Annotated in this window: 17 protein-coding genes, 1 tRNA gene and 1 other RNA gene; 1 reads left to right on the forward strand and 18 read right to left on the reverse strand. The window is 58.1% G+C overall.

What is annotated here, in order from left to right; all coding sequences use genetic code 11:
• Positions 1 to 74: 74 nt before the first annotated feature.
• From queA to NT179_05375, 15 genes are all read right to left on the reverse strand, one after another.
• Positions 75 to 1,094 (reverse strand): tRNA preQ1(34) S-adenosylmethionine ribosyltransferase-isomerase QueA, encoded by a 1,020-nt coding sequence (gene queA / locus NT179_05305; protein MCX5721433.1) that lies wholly within the window; start codon positions 1,092 to 1,094, stop codon positions 75 to 77.
• Positions 1,094 to 2,311 carry a SpoIID/LytB domain-containing protein gene (locus tag NT179_05310; protein MCX5721434.1) on the reverse strand — a complete coding sequence of 406 codons (1,218 nt, stop codon included), beginning with the start codon at positions 2,309 to 2,311 and terminating at the stop codon, positions 1,094 to 1,096. The genes queA and NT179_05310 overlap by 1 nt, the downstream gene beginning before the upstream one ends.
• On the reverse strand, positions 2,308 to 2,562 hold the full coding sequence (locus NT179_05315) for a DUF2905 domain-containing protein (protein MCX5721435.1): 255 nt from the start codon (positions 2,560 to 2,562) through the stop codon (positions 2,308 to 2,310). Before NT179_05315 ends, NT179_05310 begins: the two co-directional genes overlap by 4 nt.
• On the reverse strand, positions 2,562 to 3,578 hold the full coding sequence (locus tag NT179_05320; GenBank protein ID MCX5721436.1) for an aspartate-semialdehyde dehydrogenase: 1,017 nt from the start codon (positions 3,576 to 3,578) through the stop codon (positions 2,562 to 2,564). The genes NT179_05315 and NT179_05320 overlap by 1 nt, the downstream gene beginning before the upstream one ends.
• A gap of 15 nt (positions 3,579 to 3,593) precedes the next feature.
• On the reverse strand, positions 3,594 to 4,799 hold the full coding sequence (locus NT179_05325) for a hypothetical protein (protein MCX5721437.1): 1,206 nt from the start codon (positions 4,797 to 4,799) through the stop codon (positions 3,594 to 3,596).
• An 18-nt stretch (positions 4,800 to 4,817) separates the two neighbouring features.
• Positions 4,818 to 5,891, reverse strand: coding sequence for a 3-isopropylmalate dehydrogenase (gene leuB / locus NT179_05330; protein MCX5721438.1), 1,074 nt, complete (start codon positions 5,889 to 5,891; stop codon positions 4,818 to 4,820).
• Between the two features lie 41 nt (positions 5,892 to 5,932).
• Positions 5,933 to 6,295 (reverse strand): cupin domain-containing protein, encoded by a 363-nt coding sequence (locus tag NT179_05335; GenBank protein ID MCX5721439.1) that lies wholly within the window; start codon positions 6,293 to 6,295, stop codon positions 5,933 to 5,935.
• Between the two features lie 71 nt (positions 6,296 to 6,366).
• Complete coding sequence (locus NT179_05340; GenBank protein MCX5721440.1) at positions 6,367 to 7,914, reverse strand: 2-isopropylmalate synthase; 1,548 nt, start codon at positions 7,912 to 7,914, stop codon at positions 6,367 to 6,369.
• 412 nt (positions 7,915 to 8,326) lie between these two features.
• Positions 8,327 to 9,133, reverse strand: coding sequence for a CDP-diacylglycerol--serine O-phosphatidyltransferase (pssA, locus tag NT179_05345; GenBank protein MCX5721441.1), 807 nt, complete (start codon positions 9,131 to 9,133; stop codon positions 8,327 to 8,329).
• Positions 9,130 to 9,780: a phosphatidylserine decarboxylase family protein gene (locus tag NT179_05350; protein ID MCX5721442.1), complete on the reverse strand. Its 651-nt coding sequence runs from the start codon at positions 9,778 to 9,780 to the stop codon at positions 9,130 to 9,132. The genes pssA and NT179_05350 overlap by 4 nt, the downstream gene beginning before the upstream one ends.
• A gap of 14 nt (positions 9,781 to 9,794) precedes the next feature.
• Positions 9,795 to 10,808 carry a ketol-acid reductoisomerase gene (ilvC, locus tag NT179_05355; GenBank protein MCX5721443.1) on the reverse strand — a complete coding sequence of 338 codons (1,014 nt, stop codon included), beginning with the start codon at positions 10,806 to 10,808 and terminating at the stop codon, positions 9,795 to 9,797.
• Positions 10,809 to 10,871: 63 nt separating this feature from the next.
• Positions 10,872 to 11,390, reverse strand: coding sequence for an acetolactate synthase small subunit (gene ilvN / locus NT179_05360; protein MCX5721444.1), 519 nt, complete (start codon positions 11,388 to 11,390; stop codon positions 10,872 to 10,874).
• Between the two features lie 28 nt (positions 11,391 to 11,418).
• Positions 11,419 to 13,194: a biosynthetic-type acetolactate synthase large subunit gene (gene ilvB, locus NT179_05365; GenBank protein ID MCX5721445.1), complete on the reverse strand. Its 1,776-nt coding sequence runs from the start codon at positions 13,192 to 13,194 to the stop codon at positions 11,419 to 11,421.
• Between the two features lie 513 nt (positions 13,195 to 13,707).
• Positions 13,708 to 14,135, reverse strand: an RNA gene (rnpB, locus tag NT179_05370) — RNase P RNA component class A.
• Positions 14,136 to 14,192: 57 nt separating this feature from the next.
• Positions 14,193 to 15,044, reverse strand: a complete 852-nt coding sequence (locus NT179_05375; protein MCX5721446.1) for a M48 family metallopeptidase — start codon at positions 15,042 to 15,044, stop codon at positions 14,193 to 14,195.
• 125 nt (positions 15,045 to 15,169) lie between these two features.
• Between NT179_05375 and rnhC the strand changes: the two genes are divergently transcribed.
• Positions 15,170 to 15,841, forward strand: a complete 672-nt coding sequence (gene rnhC, locus NT179_05380) for a ribonuclease HIII (GenBank protein MCX5721447.1) — start codon at positions 15,170 to 15,172, stop codon at positions 15,839 to 15,841.
• Here the strand turns inward: rnhC and NT179_05385 are convergent.
• From NT179_05385 to rpoD, 3 genes are all read right to left on the reverse strand, one after another.
• Positions 15,838 to 16,614 (reverse strand): C4-type zinc ribbon domain-containing protein, encoded by a 777-nt coding sequence (locus NT179_05385; GenBank protein ID MCX5721448.1) that lies wholly within the window; start codon positions 16,612 to 16,614, stop codon positions 15,838 to 15,840. The two genes, rnhC and NT179_05385, sit on opposite strands and share 4 nt — an antisense overlap.
• A 60-nt stretch (positions 16,615 to 16,674) precedes the next feature.
• Positions 16,675 to 16,751 (reverse strand) — tRNA-Ile (locus tag NT179_05390).
• Positions 16,752 to 16,853: 102 nt separating this feature from the next.
• On the reverse strand, positions 16,854 to 18,686 hold the full coding sequence (gene rpoD, locus NT179_05395; protein ID MCX5721449.1) for an RNA polymerase sigma factor RpoD: 1,833 nt from the start codon (positions 18,684 to 18,686) through the stop codon (positions 16,854 to 16,856).
• Between the last annotated feature and the right edge of the window lies 1 nt (position 18,687).

Below are 18,687 nucleotides of genomic sequence, written 5' to 3' on the forward strand. Positions count from 1 at the left end.
TTCAAGTCCCAACGTCTCAGGCGATCTTCGCCCTGGACTTTCTGACTTGAAGACATGACGACGTTCCGACCTTCTCAGAGAATCAACATCGCATCACCATAACTGTAAAAGCGGTACCGCTCGCGAACCGCCTCTGCATAGGCTTCTCGAAGAAACTCCGTCCCGGCCAGTGCGGAGACCAGCATCAGCAAGGTCGTTCTGGGCAAGTGAAAGTTCGTGAGCAGGGCATCGATCGCCTGAAACGAAAACCCCGGCGTCATGAAGATATCCGTCTCTCCCTGATAGGGTCTGACCCGGCCCTCCGCACGAGCCGCCGTTTCAAGCGCACGGACCACGGTCGTCCCGACCGCGACGATTCTGCCCCCCGCTGCGCGCGCCTGCTCCATGGCATGGACCGCCTCTGCTCCAACCTCGATCCATTCAGCTCCCATCCGATGGTCTTCGATCTGCTCGGCCGTCACCTGCTTGAAGGTCCCGATCCCCACATGGAGCGTGACGGACGTGAGACCGATCCCGCGCTGTTGCAGCCGCGCCAACAGATCCGGCGTGAAATGAAGCCCGGCGGTCGGCGCGGCAATCGCCCCTTCATGTTGCGCAAAGAGGGTTTGGTACCACTCGCGATCCTGATCGGTCGGCGCCCGCTTCAAGTAGGGAGGCAGCGGCATCCGGCCATGTTGCCGCAACCACTCGGACCATGGGATAGGACTCTCCACCCGGACCCTCGTTCCGGCCGCGCCGCGCTCGACCACCACCGCAGAAGCATCCGCGCCAATCTCAATCACCTGGCCAGGCCGAAACGTGCCCTTGATCAACACTTCCCACATCGCATCGCCGAGATCCTTCACAAAGAGAATCTCGACCTCCGCCCCGGACGGGCGTTTCCGTCCCGCCACGCGCGCGGCCACCACCTTCGTATTATTGACCACGAGGAGATCGCTTGGCTGCAGCAAATCCGGCAGCGCGTCAATGCGGCGATGGGCCAGCGAACGATCAAGCGGCTGCAGCACGAGCAGCCTGGCCTGGTCGCGCGGAAGGCTTGGCTGCGCAGCGATCAGCGAAGCATCGAATGGAAAGTCGAATTCGGAGAGCTGCATCAGGAAGAAGGGGGAATCGGAGGTTTGACCAGCGTCATATTCTGCACTTCGGTGCCGGGATAATAATACTGAAGAATCGTCGAGAAGTGATAGCCCAGCTCGGCCAGTTCCTTGGCGCCCCACTGGCACATCCCGACGGCATGGCCCGCGCCATAGCCGGACAGCACCACGTCGCGGCCCATGGATTCGATGGCAAACTGCGTGCTGGGGATGATGGTATACCCAACCGCTTTCCGCAGCTCTTCTCCGCGAAGGATCAATTCTCCACCGGAATGGAGAATGCGCAGCTTCGCGACTCGCCCCCCACGGCTGAACGAGATGGGCGCCATCGTGGAGATCCTCCCCACAGAGAAACCCTGCTGCCGCAAATTCAGTTCAAGGGTGTCGACTCTGAACGAGGACTTCCATTGATAATTGGGCGACGCAAGGTCGAAGGGGCACTCCACCCCCTTGAGATAGGGATATTCCTTCAACCATACATTCATGGCATCCTCCGTCAACCCCGCGGCGGTCGAGGAAAAGGCAGCATAGATCGGCGCATCTTGATAGGTCACGACCAGGCCTCTGGTCTCTTCGACCGCGCGCAAGATCCCGGCATCGATCCCCTGCTTCCCGCGATAGACTTGGTCTTGCACCGTAGCTGCCACGTCGTACTCACGCTTCCCGCTCAACATCTGCTGATAGAGCGCATAGGTCCTGGCTGCAACCGCCTGAGTTTTCAACATCTCCGGGTGCCAAGTCGAACTGACCTCGGCGGGAACCACCCCCTTGATGTACTCTTCAAAATCCACCAGATTGATGACGAGAAACCCCTTCCCCTTTCGCACAAGAGACACAAGGCCGCTCACCGAAATCTCCGTGCCGAAGTCGCCCGATAACACCGCCGCCCCATTAGGCTTCTTGGCAGGCCGTGGGAAGGTCAGCGTAAGACCGCTCTCTCCGCCGCCCAGCGTCAGCCGATCCGTCTGCATGAAGACGCCATTCAGCACAAACCCCGTTCCCTCTGCTGACACATGAACCGATGCGCGCATCGCCAGACCACGGCCCTTTGCATCCGTCACCCAGAGGGAACGGTCGGCGCGGACATTGAGCTGTGCCACATCGGTCGAGAGCATGACCCGGATCGACTGCGCCGCCTCGGCGTCAGCAACTAAACTGAACAGACAAGCCCCTGCCACAATCATGGCGCGGCACAGTCCTGTCCCTCGTTGTGTCATCGGCGAAAGATCCATGTGATGAAATAGAATACCAGACTGAAAATGATACTGAGAAGCAGGCTGGTGGCAAGGGGAAATGAGAAGCTGAAGTTGTCTCTCCGAATGGAGATGTCGCCTGGCAGCTTACCGAACCAGCCCAGGAGATGCCCCACTCCGGGAACGCGATTTGCCATCAGCAATAGCACACCGACCAGGGCCACACAGAGCCCGATTCCGATAAAGACTTTACCGAGACTCCCCCACTCAGCCATCAGCCTTTGGTCAAATGTTCTGCGATTTGTACCGCATTGAGGGCGGCCCCTTTGCGCAAATTGTCCGCCACCACCCATAGATTCAGACCGTTCGAGATCGACTCGTCTTCACGAATACGGCCGACGTAGACCTCGTCCTTCCCCGCAACCTCCAGCGGCATCGGATAGATCTTATGTGCCGGATCGTCGTAGAGCAGCACGCCTGGCGCAGTCGAGAGAATCGCGCGGGCCTCGTTGACCGTGAGCTTCCGCTCCGTCTCGATGTTGATGGCTTCCGAATGGCCGACATAGACAGGGACCCGCACCGTCGTCGCCGTCACATGGATCGACTGGTCGCCCATGATCTTTCTGGTCTCATCGACCATCTTCATCTCTTCCTTCGTATAACCGGACGGAAGAAAGTCGTCGATCTGCGGCAAGCAGTTGAAGGCGATTTGATAGGGATAGACCTTGGGATCTGGCTGCTTGAAGCTGAGCAAGTCCTGGCACTGCGCCATCAGCTCATCCATGGCGTCTTTCCCCGTGCCGGACACGGACTGAAAGGTCGTGACGACAATCCGCTTAATCCTGGCCTTATCATGCAGGGGTTTCAGCGCCACGACCATTTGAATCGTGGAACAGTTCGGGTTCGCGATGATGCCCTTATGCCGTTGGATGTCGTGCGCATTCACTTCTGGCACCACGAGCGGCACCTCCGGTGTCATCCGCCAGGCGGCGCTATTATCGATCACCACAGCCCCGGCCTTCACCGCGATCGGCGAAAACTCCCGACTGAGATCCGCCCCGGCGGAAAAGAGCGCGATGTCTACGCCGGCGAACGAGTCCTTCGTCAAGACCTCGATCGGCACCTCGTTTCCGTCGAACGTCACCATCCCGCCGGCAGAACGAGTGGAGGCGAGGGGAACCAAACGTGAGACAGGGAACTTTCGTTCCTCAAGCACCTCGATCATTTCGGTCCCGACTGCCCCGGTTGCACCGACGATCGCCACGACATAGCCTGTTTTCTTTTTCAACATAAGCCTTAATCCTACCTACAGCGAGATCTCACGAATACGATGATTGAAGGTATCGGCCACGAGCAGATGCCCGGATCGATCCATCACGATTCCAAACGGATAACTCAAACTGGCATCACGGGCCGCTCCCCCATCGCCCCCGTAACTGGCCACACCGACACCGGCGATACGCTCAATCAGCTTGGTGGTCCGATCCCATCGCCGCACCAGATGGTTATCCGAGTCGGTGAAAAAGATATTCCCATCCCCATCCAACGCCATGCCAGATGGCCGGGAGAGACTGTTGCTGGGCGGTTCATCCGGCCCCTGATGTCGATATTCACCGCCGCCTCCCACCACCGTCCGAATGAAACCGGTGACGGGATCAACGGCCCGAATCCTTCCGCTGAAGCTATCGGCGATGAACAGGGTGCCGTCCGACGCGAGAGCCAATCCGCCGGGACCGGCCAAACCGGTTTCCGTCGCAACCATGCCATCTCCATTATACGCAGCCGTGCCTGTTCCTGCGACCGTGCGAATCATCCCGGTGGCCAAATCCACCGCCCTCACTCGGTTGTTGCTCTGGTCGGCAATATAGAGGACCCCGCCGTCACTCACCACCAGGGCAGCCGGCTCATTCAACCCAGCCTCGACAGCCAAACCTCCGTCACCGGAATAGCGAGGCAGCCCCACCCCGGCGACGGTCGTGATCACCCCCGTGATCGCATCCACACGCCGCACCCGATGGTTCAGCGTGTCCGCAATGTAGAGATGCCCGGCCCGATCGACGGCCACCGCGGTCGGAAAATTCAACAATGCTTGATCGGCAGGGCCACCGTCGCCGCTGAACCGTTTGGCCGGCGCGGTCCCAGCCACCACATACCGAACGGTCCCGCTCAAATCAGTCTGTTGCGTAAAGGCATGTGATGCGACCGAATGGCTTTCTGCGAATGGATCGTTCTCCACTCCATCCGTCACGGGAGTTGGCGCAATTGGCGCTGCGACTGGCTCAACTCCCTGAATGAAGCCCGCAACCGTGCTGATGCAGTTGGTCTTCCGGTCGATCTTCCGGACGACGTGATTCTCAGAGTCGGCGATGAACAGGTTGCCCTCTGCATCGAGCGTGAGACTCTTCGGCTCATTCAGGCAGGCAGCGAGAGCCGCCCCTCCGTCACCAGACCAGCCGGAGTCGCCGGTGCCAGCCAGGGTCTTGATCTCAACTGCTGTGAGGTTCGTACTCATCAACTTCGACAGGCCTAGCTAGTTCAGATTTCGCAGAATGGCCTCGCCCATTTCCGTCGTACCGACGAGGCGAGTCCCGGGGCTATGAATATCTTTCGTGCGATAACCGAGCTCGAGGGTCTTTACGATCGCCTGCTCGATGGCCTCCGCTTCCTTGTCCAACTTGAACGCATAGGACAACAGCATGGCAGCCGAGGCAATCGTCGCAATAGGATTCGCCACATTCTTCCCGGCAATGTCCGGCGCGCTACCATGAATCGGCTCGAACAATCCGACTTTCGCGCCAATACTGGCCGATGGCAACATGCCGATGGAGCCGGTCAACATCGCCGCTTCATCGCTCAGAATGTCGCCGAAGATATTATTACAAAGCATCACATCGAACTGCTTCGGGTTGCGCACGAGCTGCATCGCTGCATTGTCGACATAGATATGGCTCAACTCCACACCTTGATAATCTTTATGGGTCTCGATGACCACACGACGCCAGAGCTCGGACGATTCCAGCACATTCGCCTTATCGACGGACATCACTTTATTCCGACGTTTTCTCGCCGCCTCAAATGCCACTTTCGCAATCCGTTGGATTTCTTCCGTGGTATAGACCTCGGTATTGAATCCTCGCTCGCTCCCGTTCGGCAGCTTCTCGATCCCTTTGGGTTTCCCGAAATAGATACCGCCGGTCAATTCACGAATGACGAGGATGTCGATCCCTTCGATCACCTCACGCTTCAACGTAGAGGCATCGGCCAACATCGGGTATAACTTTGCCGGGCGTAAATTCGCGTAGAGGCCCAGATGCTCGCGCAATCCCAATAAAGCTCGCTCCGGACGCAAGCTATATTCCAACCCCTCCCACTTGGGACCGCCGACCGCACCAAGCAACACGGCATCGCTCTGCTTGGCCAAGGTCAGGGTCTCCTGAGGAAGCGGCACCCCCACTTTATCGATAGCCTGCCCGCCGACATCGCCGGAAACGAACTCGAACTGGTGCTGGAACTTCTCGGCGACAGCCTTCAGTACTTTCACCGCTTCAGGCACGATCTCCCGACCCACTCCATCACCAGCTAATACGGCAATCTTCGCCTTCACAGACCACTCTCCCTCTTTGTAAGTGATGACCGCACAGACCTCTACTCCAGGACGTCCTCATCCTCCAGCCGCCAAGCTGGATCGACCAAACAGAGGAACTCGATGGCAGTGGATCCGCTATTTTCTAGAGACTGCTTGCCTCCGGGAGGCACATAGACGACGGAGCCAGGTCCCACCGAGACGACCGAGTCATCCACAGTCAATCGCCCAGATCCGGCAATAATGTAATAGACCTCTGAGGATGTCAGCCTGTGCCATTTCGAGCGAGCGCCGGGAGCCAAGGTCCCCTGCACCAGACTATACCCAACCGCGAGCGGTTGTTTGGCCGGATGCAGCAACTCCCGTAAGACAGTATGGTCGCCGGCCAGAAACTCCGGCCGATCTGCCAGGGTGACATGAACCACGGAGTGCCTCCCAGCCAACAATATGTTCCCGCCCCAGGCTTGAGCCGGTGACTCTACCGTGGCCACTTTCGCTAAATCAAGTTCACCTTCTGCTCGCCCTGCGCCTGTTTTCCCGCCAAGTAGGAGAGCTTGTTCAGTGCGTTCAGATAGGCCCGCGCCGAGGCCATAATGATATCCGTATCTGCCCCATGCCCTGACACGGTGCGCCCCTCTTCCTGCACCCGGACCGAAACTTCGCCCTGGGCATCGGTCCCTCCCGTGATCGCCTTGACGGCATACATGAGGAGGGTGCTCTTCGTCTGCGTGATGGCGGCAATCGTCCGATAGATAGCGTCCACCGGCCCGTCGCCGGTTCCAGTCTGCGTGACGGTGCGTCCGTCGAACTCGAGCTCGACCGTGGCGGTCGGCACCTGATCCGTCCCGCTAGCCACATGGAACGACTTCAAAGTGATCCGATCAGCCATTTTGGCCAGTTCTTCTGAGACAATGACTTCGAGATCCTCTTCGTAGATCTCTTTCTTCTGATCGGCCAGCTTCTTGAACCGCTCAAACGCGCGATTGACCTCCTCGTCCGAGAGCGTATAGCCCAACTCCACCAGCCTCTGCCGAAACGCGTGCCGCCCTGAGAGCTTCCCCATGACCATCTTGCTCTCGACCAGCCCGATCGTCTCCGGCTTCATGATTTCATAGGTCGTCTTGTCCTTCAGCAGCCCGTCCTGGTGGATGCCGGAGGTATGGGAGAAGGCGTTCGCCCCGACAATCGCCTTGTTGGGCTGCACCACCATGCCGGTGATCTTGCTGACCAATCGGCTGGTTTTCGCAATCTCTTCGGTATGAATCTTCGTATCGGCTTGATAGAAATCTTTCCTGGTCCTGAGCCCCATGACGATTTCTTCCAACGCCGTATTCCCCGCCCGTTCGCCGATTCCGTTGATCGTGCATTCAACCTGGCCCGCCCCTTCGTACACCGCCGCCAAACTGTTCCCTACGGCGAGGCCAAGGTCATTGTGGCAATGGACGGAGATCACCGCCTGCGAACTGTTCGACACCTGTTCGCGAATGCCGCGAATGAGCTTGCCAAATTCCTGCGGCACCGCATAGCCGACTGTATCGGGGATATTGATCGTCCCGGCTCCCGCGGCAATCACCGCCTCGATCACTTCATAGAGGTAGGCGGGGTCGGAACGGCTGGCATCCATGGGCGAGAATTCCACATCGTCCACGTAGCCCCTCGCCCGTTGCACCATCTCGACCGCGCGCTTCTTCGCCTCGTCGCGCGTCATTCTGAACTGGTGCTTCAAATGGATATCCGACGTCGAGAGAAACGTATGGATGCGGACCTTAGGCGCCCCCTTCAAGGCCTCCCAGGCCCGATCGATATCCTCCGGCCTTGCCCGCGCCAAGCTGCAAATCGTCGGCCCCTCGACCTCCTGCGCGATCCGCCGCACCGCTTCAAAATCTCCAGGCGAACTGTAGGCAAACCCCGCTTCGATGATATCCACCCCCAAGCGAGCCAGCTGCTTCGCCACCATGATCTTCTCTTCCACATTCATGCTGGCGCCAGGCGATTGCTCGCCATCGCGCAGAGTCGTATCGAAAATTCTGATCATCCTGGTCATGGTTTCCCCCTTCTCCCTATCGCTTTGAGGCTGCTCAAAGCGGTTGTCCAGCAAGGCCGCAGGCGATTCGAAACCGGAGGCGTACCCTCAGGGGTACGTTGAGGATTTCGATGAGCCGAGAACGACGCTGGCAGCCGCTTTCAGCGGCCGGCAAAACAAAAAGCCTCCATCCCCACGCCCAGGGACGGAGGCTCGAGAAGCTCCGTGGTACCACCCTGATTCAGCTATGAACAACGTAGTGCTGCCCACAACCCTTCATTCCGCCTTATCACGGGGGCGAGACGGAATCCATTACTCGGGTTTCACGGATTCTGGCTCAGAGGCGAGTTCGGCAACGCACAGGCTGGTTTGCACCATCCACCAGCTCTCTCGATTTCTATGCGAGGTGCCTACTACTCCTCGTCGCAGCCTTCTAAAACTTCGATCCTGACACCGACTGCTCGGTCTTGCTCGGCGCCCGTTTCCCGGCCATCTTGGGTAGAAACCCGACGAGCCGTTCTGCCGGACCGAGCAGGGCATAGCCGGCAAAAATGACAAATAGCATGACCTGTGGCCAAGCGGCCACGAGCATGACGGCTAAAATTCCCCACACCAGATAAGTAATGTGACGACCGCCGCTAAACTTCATATCTTTAAAGCTTCGATACTTAATGGTGCTGACCATCAAGAACGACAGGGCCAACGTCATCACCAGAACGAGAATGGGCTTCACGTCCGCCGCAATCTTCATGCTGTAATGATCGAACACCACGAGCGAGGCCACGACCCCTGCCGCAGCAGGAATCGCCAAGCCAGTGAAGTACTTGCCGTCCGCCACAGCCGCTGTCGAATTAAACCGGGCCAACCGCACCGCACCCATCGCGACATAGGCAAACATCACGGCAATACCAAACGTCCCCTGTCCGCTTAGCGCCCAGGAGTACATCAAGAGGCCGGGAGCCACCCCGAACGACACCACATCGGACAACGAGTCGTACTCGAGGCCAAAATGGCTGGTGCTATTCGTCAACCGCGCAGATTTTCCATCGAGCACATCGAAGATCATCGCCACCAGAATGGCGATGGCTGCGATCAGGTAGTTCCCATTGAACACGGACAGGATCGAAAAGACGCCGCAAAAGAGATTCCCTGTCGTGAACAAATTCGGAATGAGATGCATGGCGGCTTTACGCCGCTTCCCATCTCGCCCGAACGATTGACGAAGTCCGGTGGTTTTCATCGCAGCTCTCCTAAGATGGTCTCTCCACCCTTCACCCGATCGCCGACGGCAACTGTGATCGCCGTCCCGATCGGCAGAAACGTATCCATCCGCGACCCGAATCGAATCAACCCGTATCGTTCACCACAGACAGCCCGGGCGCCCGGCGAGATCCAACAGACGATCCGTCTCGCAATCAACCCGGCCACCTGCACACAGAGCACCTTTGCTCCCTGCGCCGTCCTGATCATCAAAGCATTTTGCTCGTTCCGCAACGTCGCATCAGGCCTGCTGGCCACGAGAAACAAACCCGGCTGATACTGCACATCCTCGACGACCCCTTCGCAGGGGATCCGATTGATGTGCACATCGAACACGTTCAAAAATATCGTGACGCGAATGCTGCGATCCTTGATAAATCGCGGCTCGAACTCTTCTTCGATGGCGATGACTTTTCCATCACCCGGCGCCACGATGAGACCAGGCCCTTGCGGCACCACTCGAGCGGGATTGCGAAAAAACCAGGCGACAAAGAGCGTCAGGAGCGCCCCGCCGACCGCCGCAATAATCCCACCCAGCCATCCTGCTAGCAGTGTAACGCCAACAGCAGCCCCGATGAAGGGAATTCCTTCTTTGGCAAACGGGATGCCGACGGCACGATCTGCCACAGAAACCTCGTTTCTTAGTTTTTGTTCTTATCGACCAACTGATCCTTCTTCAGCCAGGGCATCATCGCCCGCAGCCGGCCGCCGACCTCTTCGATCGGATGGGCTTCACCCTTCGCCAACAGCGCATTGTAGACCGGACGGTTCGCCTGGTTCTCCAGGATCCAGTCTCTGGCAAACTTGCCGTCCTGGATTTCACCCAGGATCTTCTTCATTTCCTGCTTCGTCTGCTCCGTGACAATCCTGGGACCGCGTGTGATATCTCCGTACTTCGCCGTCGTGCTGATAGAGTAGCGCATGTTGGCGATGCCGCCTTGATGGATCAGGTCCACGATCAATTTCACTTCGTGCAGACATTCGAAATAGGCCATCTCCGGCGAATAGCCTGCTTCCACCAGCGTTTCGTAGCCGGCCTGAATGAGGGACGTGAGACCTCCGCAGAGCACCACCTGTTCGCCGAAAAGGTCCGTCTCGGTCTCTTCGCGGAAGTTCGTTTCGATCACCCCGGCCCGCCCGCCGCCGATCGCGCTGGCATAGGCCAACCCAATCTGCTTGGTCGTTCCGCTGGGATCCTGATGGATCGCGAGCAGACAGGGCACGCCGCTGCCCTTCGTATATTCCGACCGGACAAGGTGGCCCGGTCCCTTGGGCGCGACCATAAACACATTGGTCGTGGCCGGCGGCACGATTTGCCCGAAATGAATGTTGAAGCCGTGGCCGAACGCGAGATAGGAGCCAGGCTTCAGGTTCGGGGCAATATCCTGCCGATAGATGGCCGCTTGCGCTTCGTCCGGCGCGAGAATCATGACAACATCGGACGCCTTGACGGCATCGGCCACCGGCATGACTTTCAGCCCGCTCTGCTCCGCCTTCTTCCAGGAGGCGCCTTCGCGCAACCCGATGACCACGCTCACGCCGCTCTCCTTCATGTTGAGCGCATGGGCATGCCCCTGGCTGCCGTAGCCGATGACTGCGACCTTCTTATTCTTGATCTGCTGAATATCGGCGTCTTTATCGTAGTAAATCTTCATCGCTCACTCCTTGGGTAATAGCCGTAACAAAAAACTGTTGAGACGTTGCGTCCGGGATGACGCCTATTCGCGGACAGCCTTTTTCGCCGGCACGCTCGTCGCGCGAATCGACTCGCGGGCGACCGCAACACGTCCGGTCCGCGTGAGTTCTTTGATGCCGAGTGGCTGCAGCAGGTTGATGATCGCTTCGATCTTATGGGGATCGCCGGTCACCTCAATAGTATAGGTCGCCGGCGTGGAGTCGATGACATTGGCCCGGAAAATATCGGCAATCCGCAACGCTTCCGCACGATCCTCCGGCCTCGTATGCACTTTGATCAGGGCCGTCTCCCGCGAGACAAAATCGCTCTCGTTCAAATCCACAACCTTGATGACATCGATCAGCTTATTGAGCTGCTTCACGATCTGTTCAATGATCCGGTCGTCTCCGGACGTGACGATGGTCATCTGCGACATGGAGGGATCCAGCGTCGGCGCCACCGAGAGACTTTCAATATTGAATCCGCGTCCGCTGAACAAGCCGGCGACGCGAGACAGGGACCCGAATTTATTCTCGACGGTCACCGAAATAATATGTTCCATACCCAATCTGTACTCCTGCCACCGAAAGTTAGGCCGTGAGAATCGTGTCCGAATCCTTCGGAGTCACCTGCCCCGATCCAGCCTGTTTCGTTTTCAAATGCGGCGGATCTTCCAAAATCATCTCATGATTGCTGCCGCCGGCAGGAATCATCGGATAGACGTTTTCATAGCGATAGGTCGGCACATCGACGATCACCGGCCGGTTCACCGCAATCGCTTCCTTGAGGACATCGTCGATCTCCGACGGCTTGCTAGCCCGGAGCCCGACCGCTCCATAGGCCTCAGCCAACTTCACAAAGTCCGGCGTCGTCTCCAGATCGCTCGAGGCATACCGTCCTTCGTAGAAGAGATCCTGCCATTGCCGGACCATCCCGTGGAATCGGTTATTGAGCACGATGATCTTGACCGGCAGCTTATGCACCACCGCCGTCGCCATTTCCTGCATATTCATCTGAATACTGCCGTCACCGGCAATGCAAAGGACCAGCCGGCCTGGAAAGGCCGCTTGCGCCCCCATGGCGGCGGGGAATCCAAAGCCCATGGTTCCGAGCCCGCCAGAGGTCAACCAGCGATTGGGCTTCGCCAATTTAAAGTACTGGGCGGCCCACATCTGGTGTTGTCCGACATCGGTCGAGACGATCGGGTCCATATCCTTCGTCAGTTCATAGAGCCGCTTGATGACATGCTGCGGCTTAATCGGCCCCTCCGCTGCCTGCTGATAGGCCAGCGGATTCGCCTGCTGCCATTCGCGGATCTGATTCCACCAGGGCTTGCGCAATTCCCGTTGATCGCCGTTCACTGTAGCGCGCAAAATCTGGATCAGCTCGCGCAACACCGTTTTGCAGTCGCCGACGATGGGAATGTCGACATTGACATTCTTCCTGATCGAAGTCGGATCGATATCGATATGAATGACCTTGGCATGAGGACAAAACTCGGAGACCTTGCCGGTGACGCGATCGTCAAACCGCGCGCCAATCGCCACAACCAGGTCGGAGTAATGCATGACCATGTTCGCCCAATAGGTACCATGCATGCCCAGCATGCCCATGGACTGGGGATGTTCGCCGGGGAAGGCCCCCAGCCCCATCAAGGTCATGTCGACCGGCATATGAGTCAGTTCGGCCAACTCCATCAACTCTTGCGAGGCACCGGAGAAGACGACGCCGCCGCCGACATACAACACCGGCTTCTTCGCCTTCGTCATGGCCTCAGCCGCCTGCTTAATCTGCCACTTATTGCCTTCATACACAGGATTGTAGCTGCGGATGGAGACGGAGCTCGGATAGGTAAATTCCGCCTTGTCCATGGAGACGTCTTTCGGAATGTCCACTAACACAGGACCGGGCCGCCCCGTCGTCGCAATGTAGAAGGCTTCCTTGATCGTCGTCGCCAAATCGGCCACGTCTTTTACGAGAAAATTGTACTTGGTGCAGGGGCGGCTCAAACCGATATTATCCGCCTCTTGGAACGCATCGTTCCCGATCAGGCTGGTCGGAACTTGGCCCGTAAAACAGACCAGCGGCACAGAGTCCATATAGGCATCGGCCAACGCCGTAATCACGTTCGTCATGCCTGGTCCTGAGGTCACCAGGCAGACTCCGGCTTTCCCGGTCGCCTTGGCATAACCTTCCGCCATATGGCCGGCGCCCTGCTCATGGCGCGTCAGGACCACCTCAATATCCTTTTGCTGGTGCAGCATATCGAAAATCTTCAGCACGACACCGCCAGGAAGCGCGAAAATCGTCTTCACGCCTTCCCGTTTGAGACATTCGATGAGGATTTCAGCGCCTGTGAGCTTCATGACAGAACCTCCATCCATCCCGCCCGTGAAAATCAGGCGGAGGAATCGATACAATAGGCAACGAAACGGCTTGGCCTAACAGACCAGACACGAGTCCCTCGATATCTCAGAACGTTCTGAAAAATCAGGGATAAAGATCCATAATCCTATCACCACATATTTCACCGCGTCAATAGTGCCGCGGCTTTGGCCCCTCTCCTGACAGTCTCCCTCTTAGCATGATATCCTTCGTGCCCACCCTCATCCGTTGGTCTGAGTCGCGACAATATGAGCCTGCCAGTCCATATCACCATCCTGTCCCGCGACGAATGCCATCTCTGCGATGTCATCTACCGGATTGCGACCCATCTCCAGTCCGAAATGAACATCACGACGAGCAAAGTGAGAATTGAGGGAGATCAGGCCCTGACGGAACGGTACGGGGCAAGGATTCCCGTCGTGCTACTCGATGAGATCGAGTATTGCTCGGGGAAAGTGACAGAAGGGGAACTGCGCCGAGCGATAAAAAAAGCGCGGTGGAGAAGACCTATAAGCCGGATTCTGTCCCGCATGGGATATGGTCCCACACGGGGGTGATCATTTCTCTGGGATTCGAGTCACCTCGAACCTCAAGCGACCTACCCGAAGACCTCGGCCGGGCCAGCCGGTCGCCGACTTTCCGAAGAAAGCCGACAGGTGTCTTCCTATTTGGCCTTGCATCAGGCGACGCTTACCGTGCCAGTGATGTTACCACCACCGCGGTGGGCTCTTACCCCGCCGTTTCACCCTTACCTGATCCGCAGCGACAAGACTTGCATCTCATCGCCTCGGCCATCGGCGGTTTGTTCTCTGTGGTGCTGGTGTCGGATCGCTCCGCCTGGGAATTACCCAGCGCCCTGCCCATGAAGTCCGGACTTTCCTCTAAGAGCGTTGCCGCCCCAAGCGATCACCCGGTCCTCTCCCTCGCGCAGCTTGAGTATAGAAAGGAACGGGAGCCGGTTGCAACCGGCCCCGCGGAATTAGTGCAGCGCCGGCAAGGCCGCAGTTGGCACCGCCTGCTTGGATTGATATAGGCCCATCGCCTCCGGCATCCACTGTTTCAGCTGGTCGATTCTGGTCTCATGGCTCGGGTGAGTCGAGAGAAACTCGGCCGGACCGCCGCCTTTGGACATCTGCCCCATCCGTTCCCAGAGTGAGACGGACTCCCGGGGATCATATCCTGCATCGGCCGCCAGGAGGATGCCGATATAGTCTGCTTCCGATTCATGCTTCCGGCTGAAGGGCAGCAACACCCCGACCTGCGCCCCCGCACCGAGCGCCGCCATCGCAGCCTGGGACACCATCCCTCCGCCGCCTGATACCCCCGCCGCAGCCTCTGCCACCTGCAAGGCCGCATTCGTCAATTGCCCCTGACTCATCCGTTCCGCGCCATGACGGGCCAGCGCATGGACGACTTCATGGCCTAACACCGCCGCCAAGCCTGCTTCGGTCCTGGCCACGGGGAAGATCCCGGTATAGACCGCAATCTTCCCTCCAGGCAGGGCAAAGGCATTCATGGTTTTATCGTCCTTGATCACAATCACTTCCCACTGAAACTGCTTCGCCATCTCGGCATATTTCGATCGCTTTGCCGCCTCGATAATCCGCGCCGCCACCCGCTTGACCGGTTCGATCTCGTGGGGATCTTGCGACTGCCGCAGCTTCGGGTCGTTCTTTACTTGGGCATAGGCCTGGGCGCCCAGTTGCATTTCCTGCGACAGGGACGTCATCAACAACTGTGACCGTCCGGTATAGGGATTCGTTTCACACCCGCTGACCGCCGACAGACCGAGCCCAGCGGCCACCAGCAGCACTCCACGTGAGAACGACATCCATCTCTGCATCGCCCACCCTCCTTGATGAAGGCCCCTGCCCACGATCTGAGAAATTGACCGCCTATTCAGCCTCTGTTAGATTACCGCGGCTCCGTGAAAATCTCCACCAGAGCCTCGAGCCTGTGACCAAGACAACAGCCAAAACACCGATCGAACGAATCGGCATCGATGAATCAGGCAAGGGGGACTACTTCGGCCCTCTGGTCATCGCCGCCGTCTTCGTCGACGCCACGACGCAGGGCGAACTGGCCCTCATGAATGTCCGGGACAGCAAGAAAATCTCGGACGGTCGCATCCTCGAAATGGCGCCGGACATTCGAATGCTGTGTCCCCACAGCATTATCGCGATCGGCCCGCAACGATACAACGAACTCTATCTCAAGATCCGGAACTTGAATCGCCTGCTGGCCTGGGGGCATGCCAAAGCATTGGAGACCCTCCTTGAAAAGGTCTCGTGCGGGCGCGCCATCGCGGACCAGTTCGGCGACGAGCGGTTGATCCTGAACGCCTTACAAGAAAAAGGACGCACGATCGTCCTGGAACAGCGGCATAAGGCTGAATCCGACATCGCCGTGGCTGCCGCGTCGATCCTGGCCCGCGCGGAATTCCTCCTCCGCATGAAGCGCCTCTCGGATGAAATCGGCACGACGCTGCCCAAGGGGGCCTCGCCTGCCGTCGAACTGGCCGGACGTATGATCGTGAGAAAGCACGGGGAGGAACGGTTGGGATCGGTCGCGAAGCTGCACTTCAAAACGACGCAGGCAGTGCTGGGAAAAACGAAAAAAACGGACTAGAACGATTCGCCGATCTCAAGGACCGACGTCTTATCAAGCTCGAGCACTGACCCTGTTTCGACAGGAATTTGCCCATCCCAGTAAAGCATCCGACGGCAGTAGGGACAGGTCAGGAGATCTTCCCCGCGCTTCACCTCGGAAATCAATTGCGGCGGGAGCTGTAGCCGGCAGCCGGAGCAGGTCCCCTCTTTGATCTCCGCAAGCGCTTGATCCTTCCGCGCCGCCTTGATCGAGTTATAACGGACGAGCAGCCCCTTCTCGACATGAGCCGAATGGGCTTGCTGCTGCGATTCGAGATCGGCCAGCTCGGCCGCGAGCTTCTTCTCCAGTTCGTCCAGCACCAGCTTTTCCTGCGCAAAGGCCTTTTCGACAACACTCACCTTGGCTTGCGCCTCTTTTGCGGTCTGCTGGAGCTGCTCCATCTTCTCCATGCACAAGAGAATCTTTTCCTCGAAGTCGCCCTTCTTCTTGTTGGCCACCTCGATCTCGAACAGATGCGCCTGGTACTCCTTGTTGGACTTCAACTCGGACAGCCGCGACTTCATCTTTTCCGTGTGGGCTTCGTGCGCCTCAAGATCTTTTTCGTGCGACCGCCGCTCTTTGACCAGGGCCTCCATGGCGGCACTGGTCTGCTGGAGGAGCTGCTGGGCTTCTCGGAGGGGCGCTTCAACTGCTTGGAGTCGTTCCGGGATTTTCCGGCGTTGAGTGTTAATCTCCATGACGCGGAGATCCAACTTTTGCAGCGCAATGAGGGGGGAAAGATTATGCTTCAACGAACTCCTCTAGCTGTTGTTCTACACAACGTTCTCAATCGATGAGTTCTGCGGCCGTGCTGGTGGGCCCACTAGGACTTGAACCTAGGACCAGCTGATTATGAGTCAGCCGCTCTAACCACCTGAGCTATGGGCCCGATCAGGCGGATGACTCCCTCGCGCCTGTTCCGCAGACACGAACAATCAATTCTAGGCTGCCCCAGGGAACGGAGTCAAATCTCAGGCAGCACCTCTCCGCGTTAGAGCGTTTCCACGAAGCTCCGAAGCTTCTTGCTCCGGCTCGGATGGCGCAATTTCCGCAAGGCTTTGGCTTCGATCTGTCTGATACGTTCGCGGGTCACCTCGAAATCCTGACCGACTTCTTCGAGGGTATGGTCGGTGGCTTCGCCGATGCCGAACCGTTTCCGCAGAACCTTCTCTTCTCTCGGCGTGAGCGTTTCCAATGCGCTGTTGATCTGGCGCTGGAGATCGTACCGGATCGCCGCCTCCAGAGGAGAGACCGCTTTCTTGTCTTCGATAAAGTCGCCCAAGTGGCTATCTTCTTCTTCGCCGATCGGAGTCTCTAGCGAGATCGGCTCGCGCGCGATCTTCAAGATCTTCCGCACTTTGTCCAGCGGCAGGTCCATGCGCTCGGCGATTTCTTCCGGCGTCGGTTCGCGACCGAGCTTCTGCACCAGATGACGGGACGTCCGGATCAGCTTATTGATCGTCTCGATCATATGCACCGGAATCCGGATCGTCCTGGCCTGGTCGGCGATCGCGCGGGTAATGGCCTGGCGGATCCACCAAGTGGCATAGGTGCTGAACTTGTAGCCGCGCTTATACTCGAACTTATCCACGGCCTTCATCAAGCCGATATTGCCTTCCTGGATCAAATCCAGGAACTGAAGACCGCGGTTCGTATACTTCTTAGCGATGCTGACGACGAGACGAAGGTTCGCCTCGACCAGCTCGGCTTTCCCGCGCTTGACCTTTTCCTCCGCCACATCCAGATGCTTGACCGCATCCTTGATCTCTTCCGCAGACACCAGCGCTTCTTCGGTTTCAAGGGTTCGAATCCGGCCCTTCGCCGCCTGGGACACTTTCTTAATCTCGTTGAGCGCCTCTTCCGTGCAGCTCGTCTTGCGCTTAACGGCGAGAAAATCTTTCCTGTCACCACGGGCGAGCTTCTTGAGGGCCTCCGCACCGGCTTCGCCGCTGATCCCCATCCGACGCTGGCAACTGATGATCTCCCGCTCTGCCGTGCGAATCTGAATGGCCAACTCCCGCACCCGCTGCACCATCCGGTCCTTCAGGACGCCATGCAGGTTGACGGACTCCATCTTCTCCACGACCTGGTCGCGAATCGTGTCGATCTGCTTCTTGATCTTCTTCTGTTTCGCAGGATCGCTGTTGGCATGCCGCGCCACTTCGTACAGGCTCTTGAGCGAGGTCGAGATTTTCCGGACGGAGTTCAACCCTTCGAGCGTCTTGACCCGCAGCTCTTCATAGTCCCGCTGAATCTGTTCTTCCTCGAACTCTTCCTCGGTCTCGACGATCGGCACGATCTCACGCACATCAATCGTCCCGTTTTTGAGCTGATCACGCAGGGCGAGGACGAACTCGATCGTCATCGGCATCCCGTAGATGACCGCGGAGATGTCCTTCTTCCCCTCTTCGATGCGTTTTGCGATCTCGATTTCCCCCTCGCGGCTCAACAGCGCCACGCTCCCCATCTCCTTGAGATAGAGGCGAACCGGGTCATCGGTCCGGCTGAGCGCCCCGGGAGTTAAATCGATTTCCTTTTCTTCTTTTTCTTCTTTCTCGCTCTCATCTCCGGCGCCGGAATCGGACCCCTCGGCGTCCTCGCTCAATTCCTCGGCATCCCGGGCCTTCTTGATCCGCTCCCCCTCGGGCGCATCGACGATCTCGATATCCATTTCGCCGAACATCGTCATGATGCTGCCGAACTGTTCGGACGACACCACTTCCGCGGGCAAAGTGCTATTCAACTCGTCATAAGTCAAAAAGCCCTTCTCTTTGCCGATCGCAATCAGCTTCTTGACTTCGCCGAGCAACTCTTGTTTCGCCATG

The sequence above is a fragment of the Nitrospirota bacterium genome (assembly GCA_026387665.1).
Lineage (GTDB): Bacteria > Nitrospirota > Nitrospiria > Nitrospirales > Nitrospiraceae > Palsa-1315.

What these genes read in the sequence shown, in the direction of transcription:
- queA (MCX5721433.1), bottom strand. Translation starts at nt 1,094, where the DNA reads ATGCAGCTCTCCGAATTCGACTTTCCATTCGATGCTTCGCTGATCGCT.
- NT179_05310 (MCX5721434.1), bottom strand. Translation starts at nt 2,311, where the DNA reads ATGACACAACGAGGGACAGGACTGTGCCGCGCCATGATTGTGGCAGGG.
- NT179_05315 (MCX5721435.1), bottom strand. Translation starts at nt 2,562, where the DNA reads ATGGCTGAGTGGGGGAGTCTCGGTAAAGTCTTTATCGGAATCGGGCTC.
- NT179_05320 (MCX5721436.1), bottom strand. Translation starts at nt 3,578, where the DNA reads ATGTTGAAAAAGAAAACAGGCTATGTCGTGGCGATCGTCGGTGCAACC.
- NT179_05325 (MCX5721437.1), bottom strand. Translation starts at nt 4,799, where the DNA reads ATGAGTACGAACCTCACAGCAGTTGAGATCAAGACCCTGGCTGGCACC.
- NT179_05340 (MCX5721440.1), bottom strand. Translation starts at nt 7,914, where the DNA reads ATGACCAGGATGATCAGAATTTTCGATACGACTCTGCGCGATGGCGAG.
- pssA (MCX5721441.1), bottom strand. Translation starts at nt 9,133, where the DNA reads ATGAAAACCACCGGACTTCGTCAATCGTTCGGGCGAGATGGGAAGCGG.
- ilvC (MCX5721443.1), bottom strand. Translation starts at nt 10,808, where the DNA reads ATGAAGATTTACTACGATAAAGACGCCGATATTCAGCAGATCAAGAAT.
- ilvN (MCX5721444.1), bottom strand. Translation starts at nt 11,390, where the DNA reads ATGGAACATATTATTTCGGTGACCGTCGAGAATAAATTCGGGTCCCTG.
- ilvB (MCX5721445.1), bottom strand. Translation starts at nt 13,194, where the DNA reads ATGAAGCTCACAGGCGCTGAAATCCTCATCGAATGTCTCAAACGGGAA.
- NT179_05375 (MCX5721446.1), bottom strand. Translation starts at nt 15,044, where the DNA reads ATGTCGTTCTCACGTGGAGTGCTGCTGGTGGCCGCTGGGCTCGGTCTG.
- rpoD (MCX5721449.1), bottom strand. Translation starts at nt 18,686, where the DNA reads ATGGCGAAACAAGAGTTGCTCGGCGAAGTCAAGAAGCTGATTGCGATC.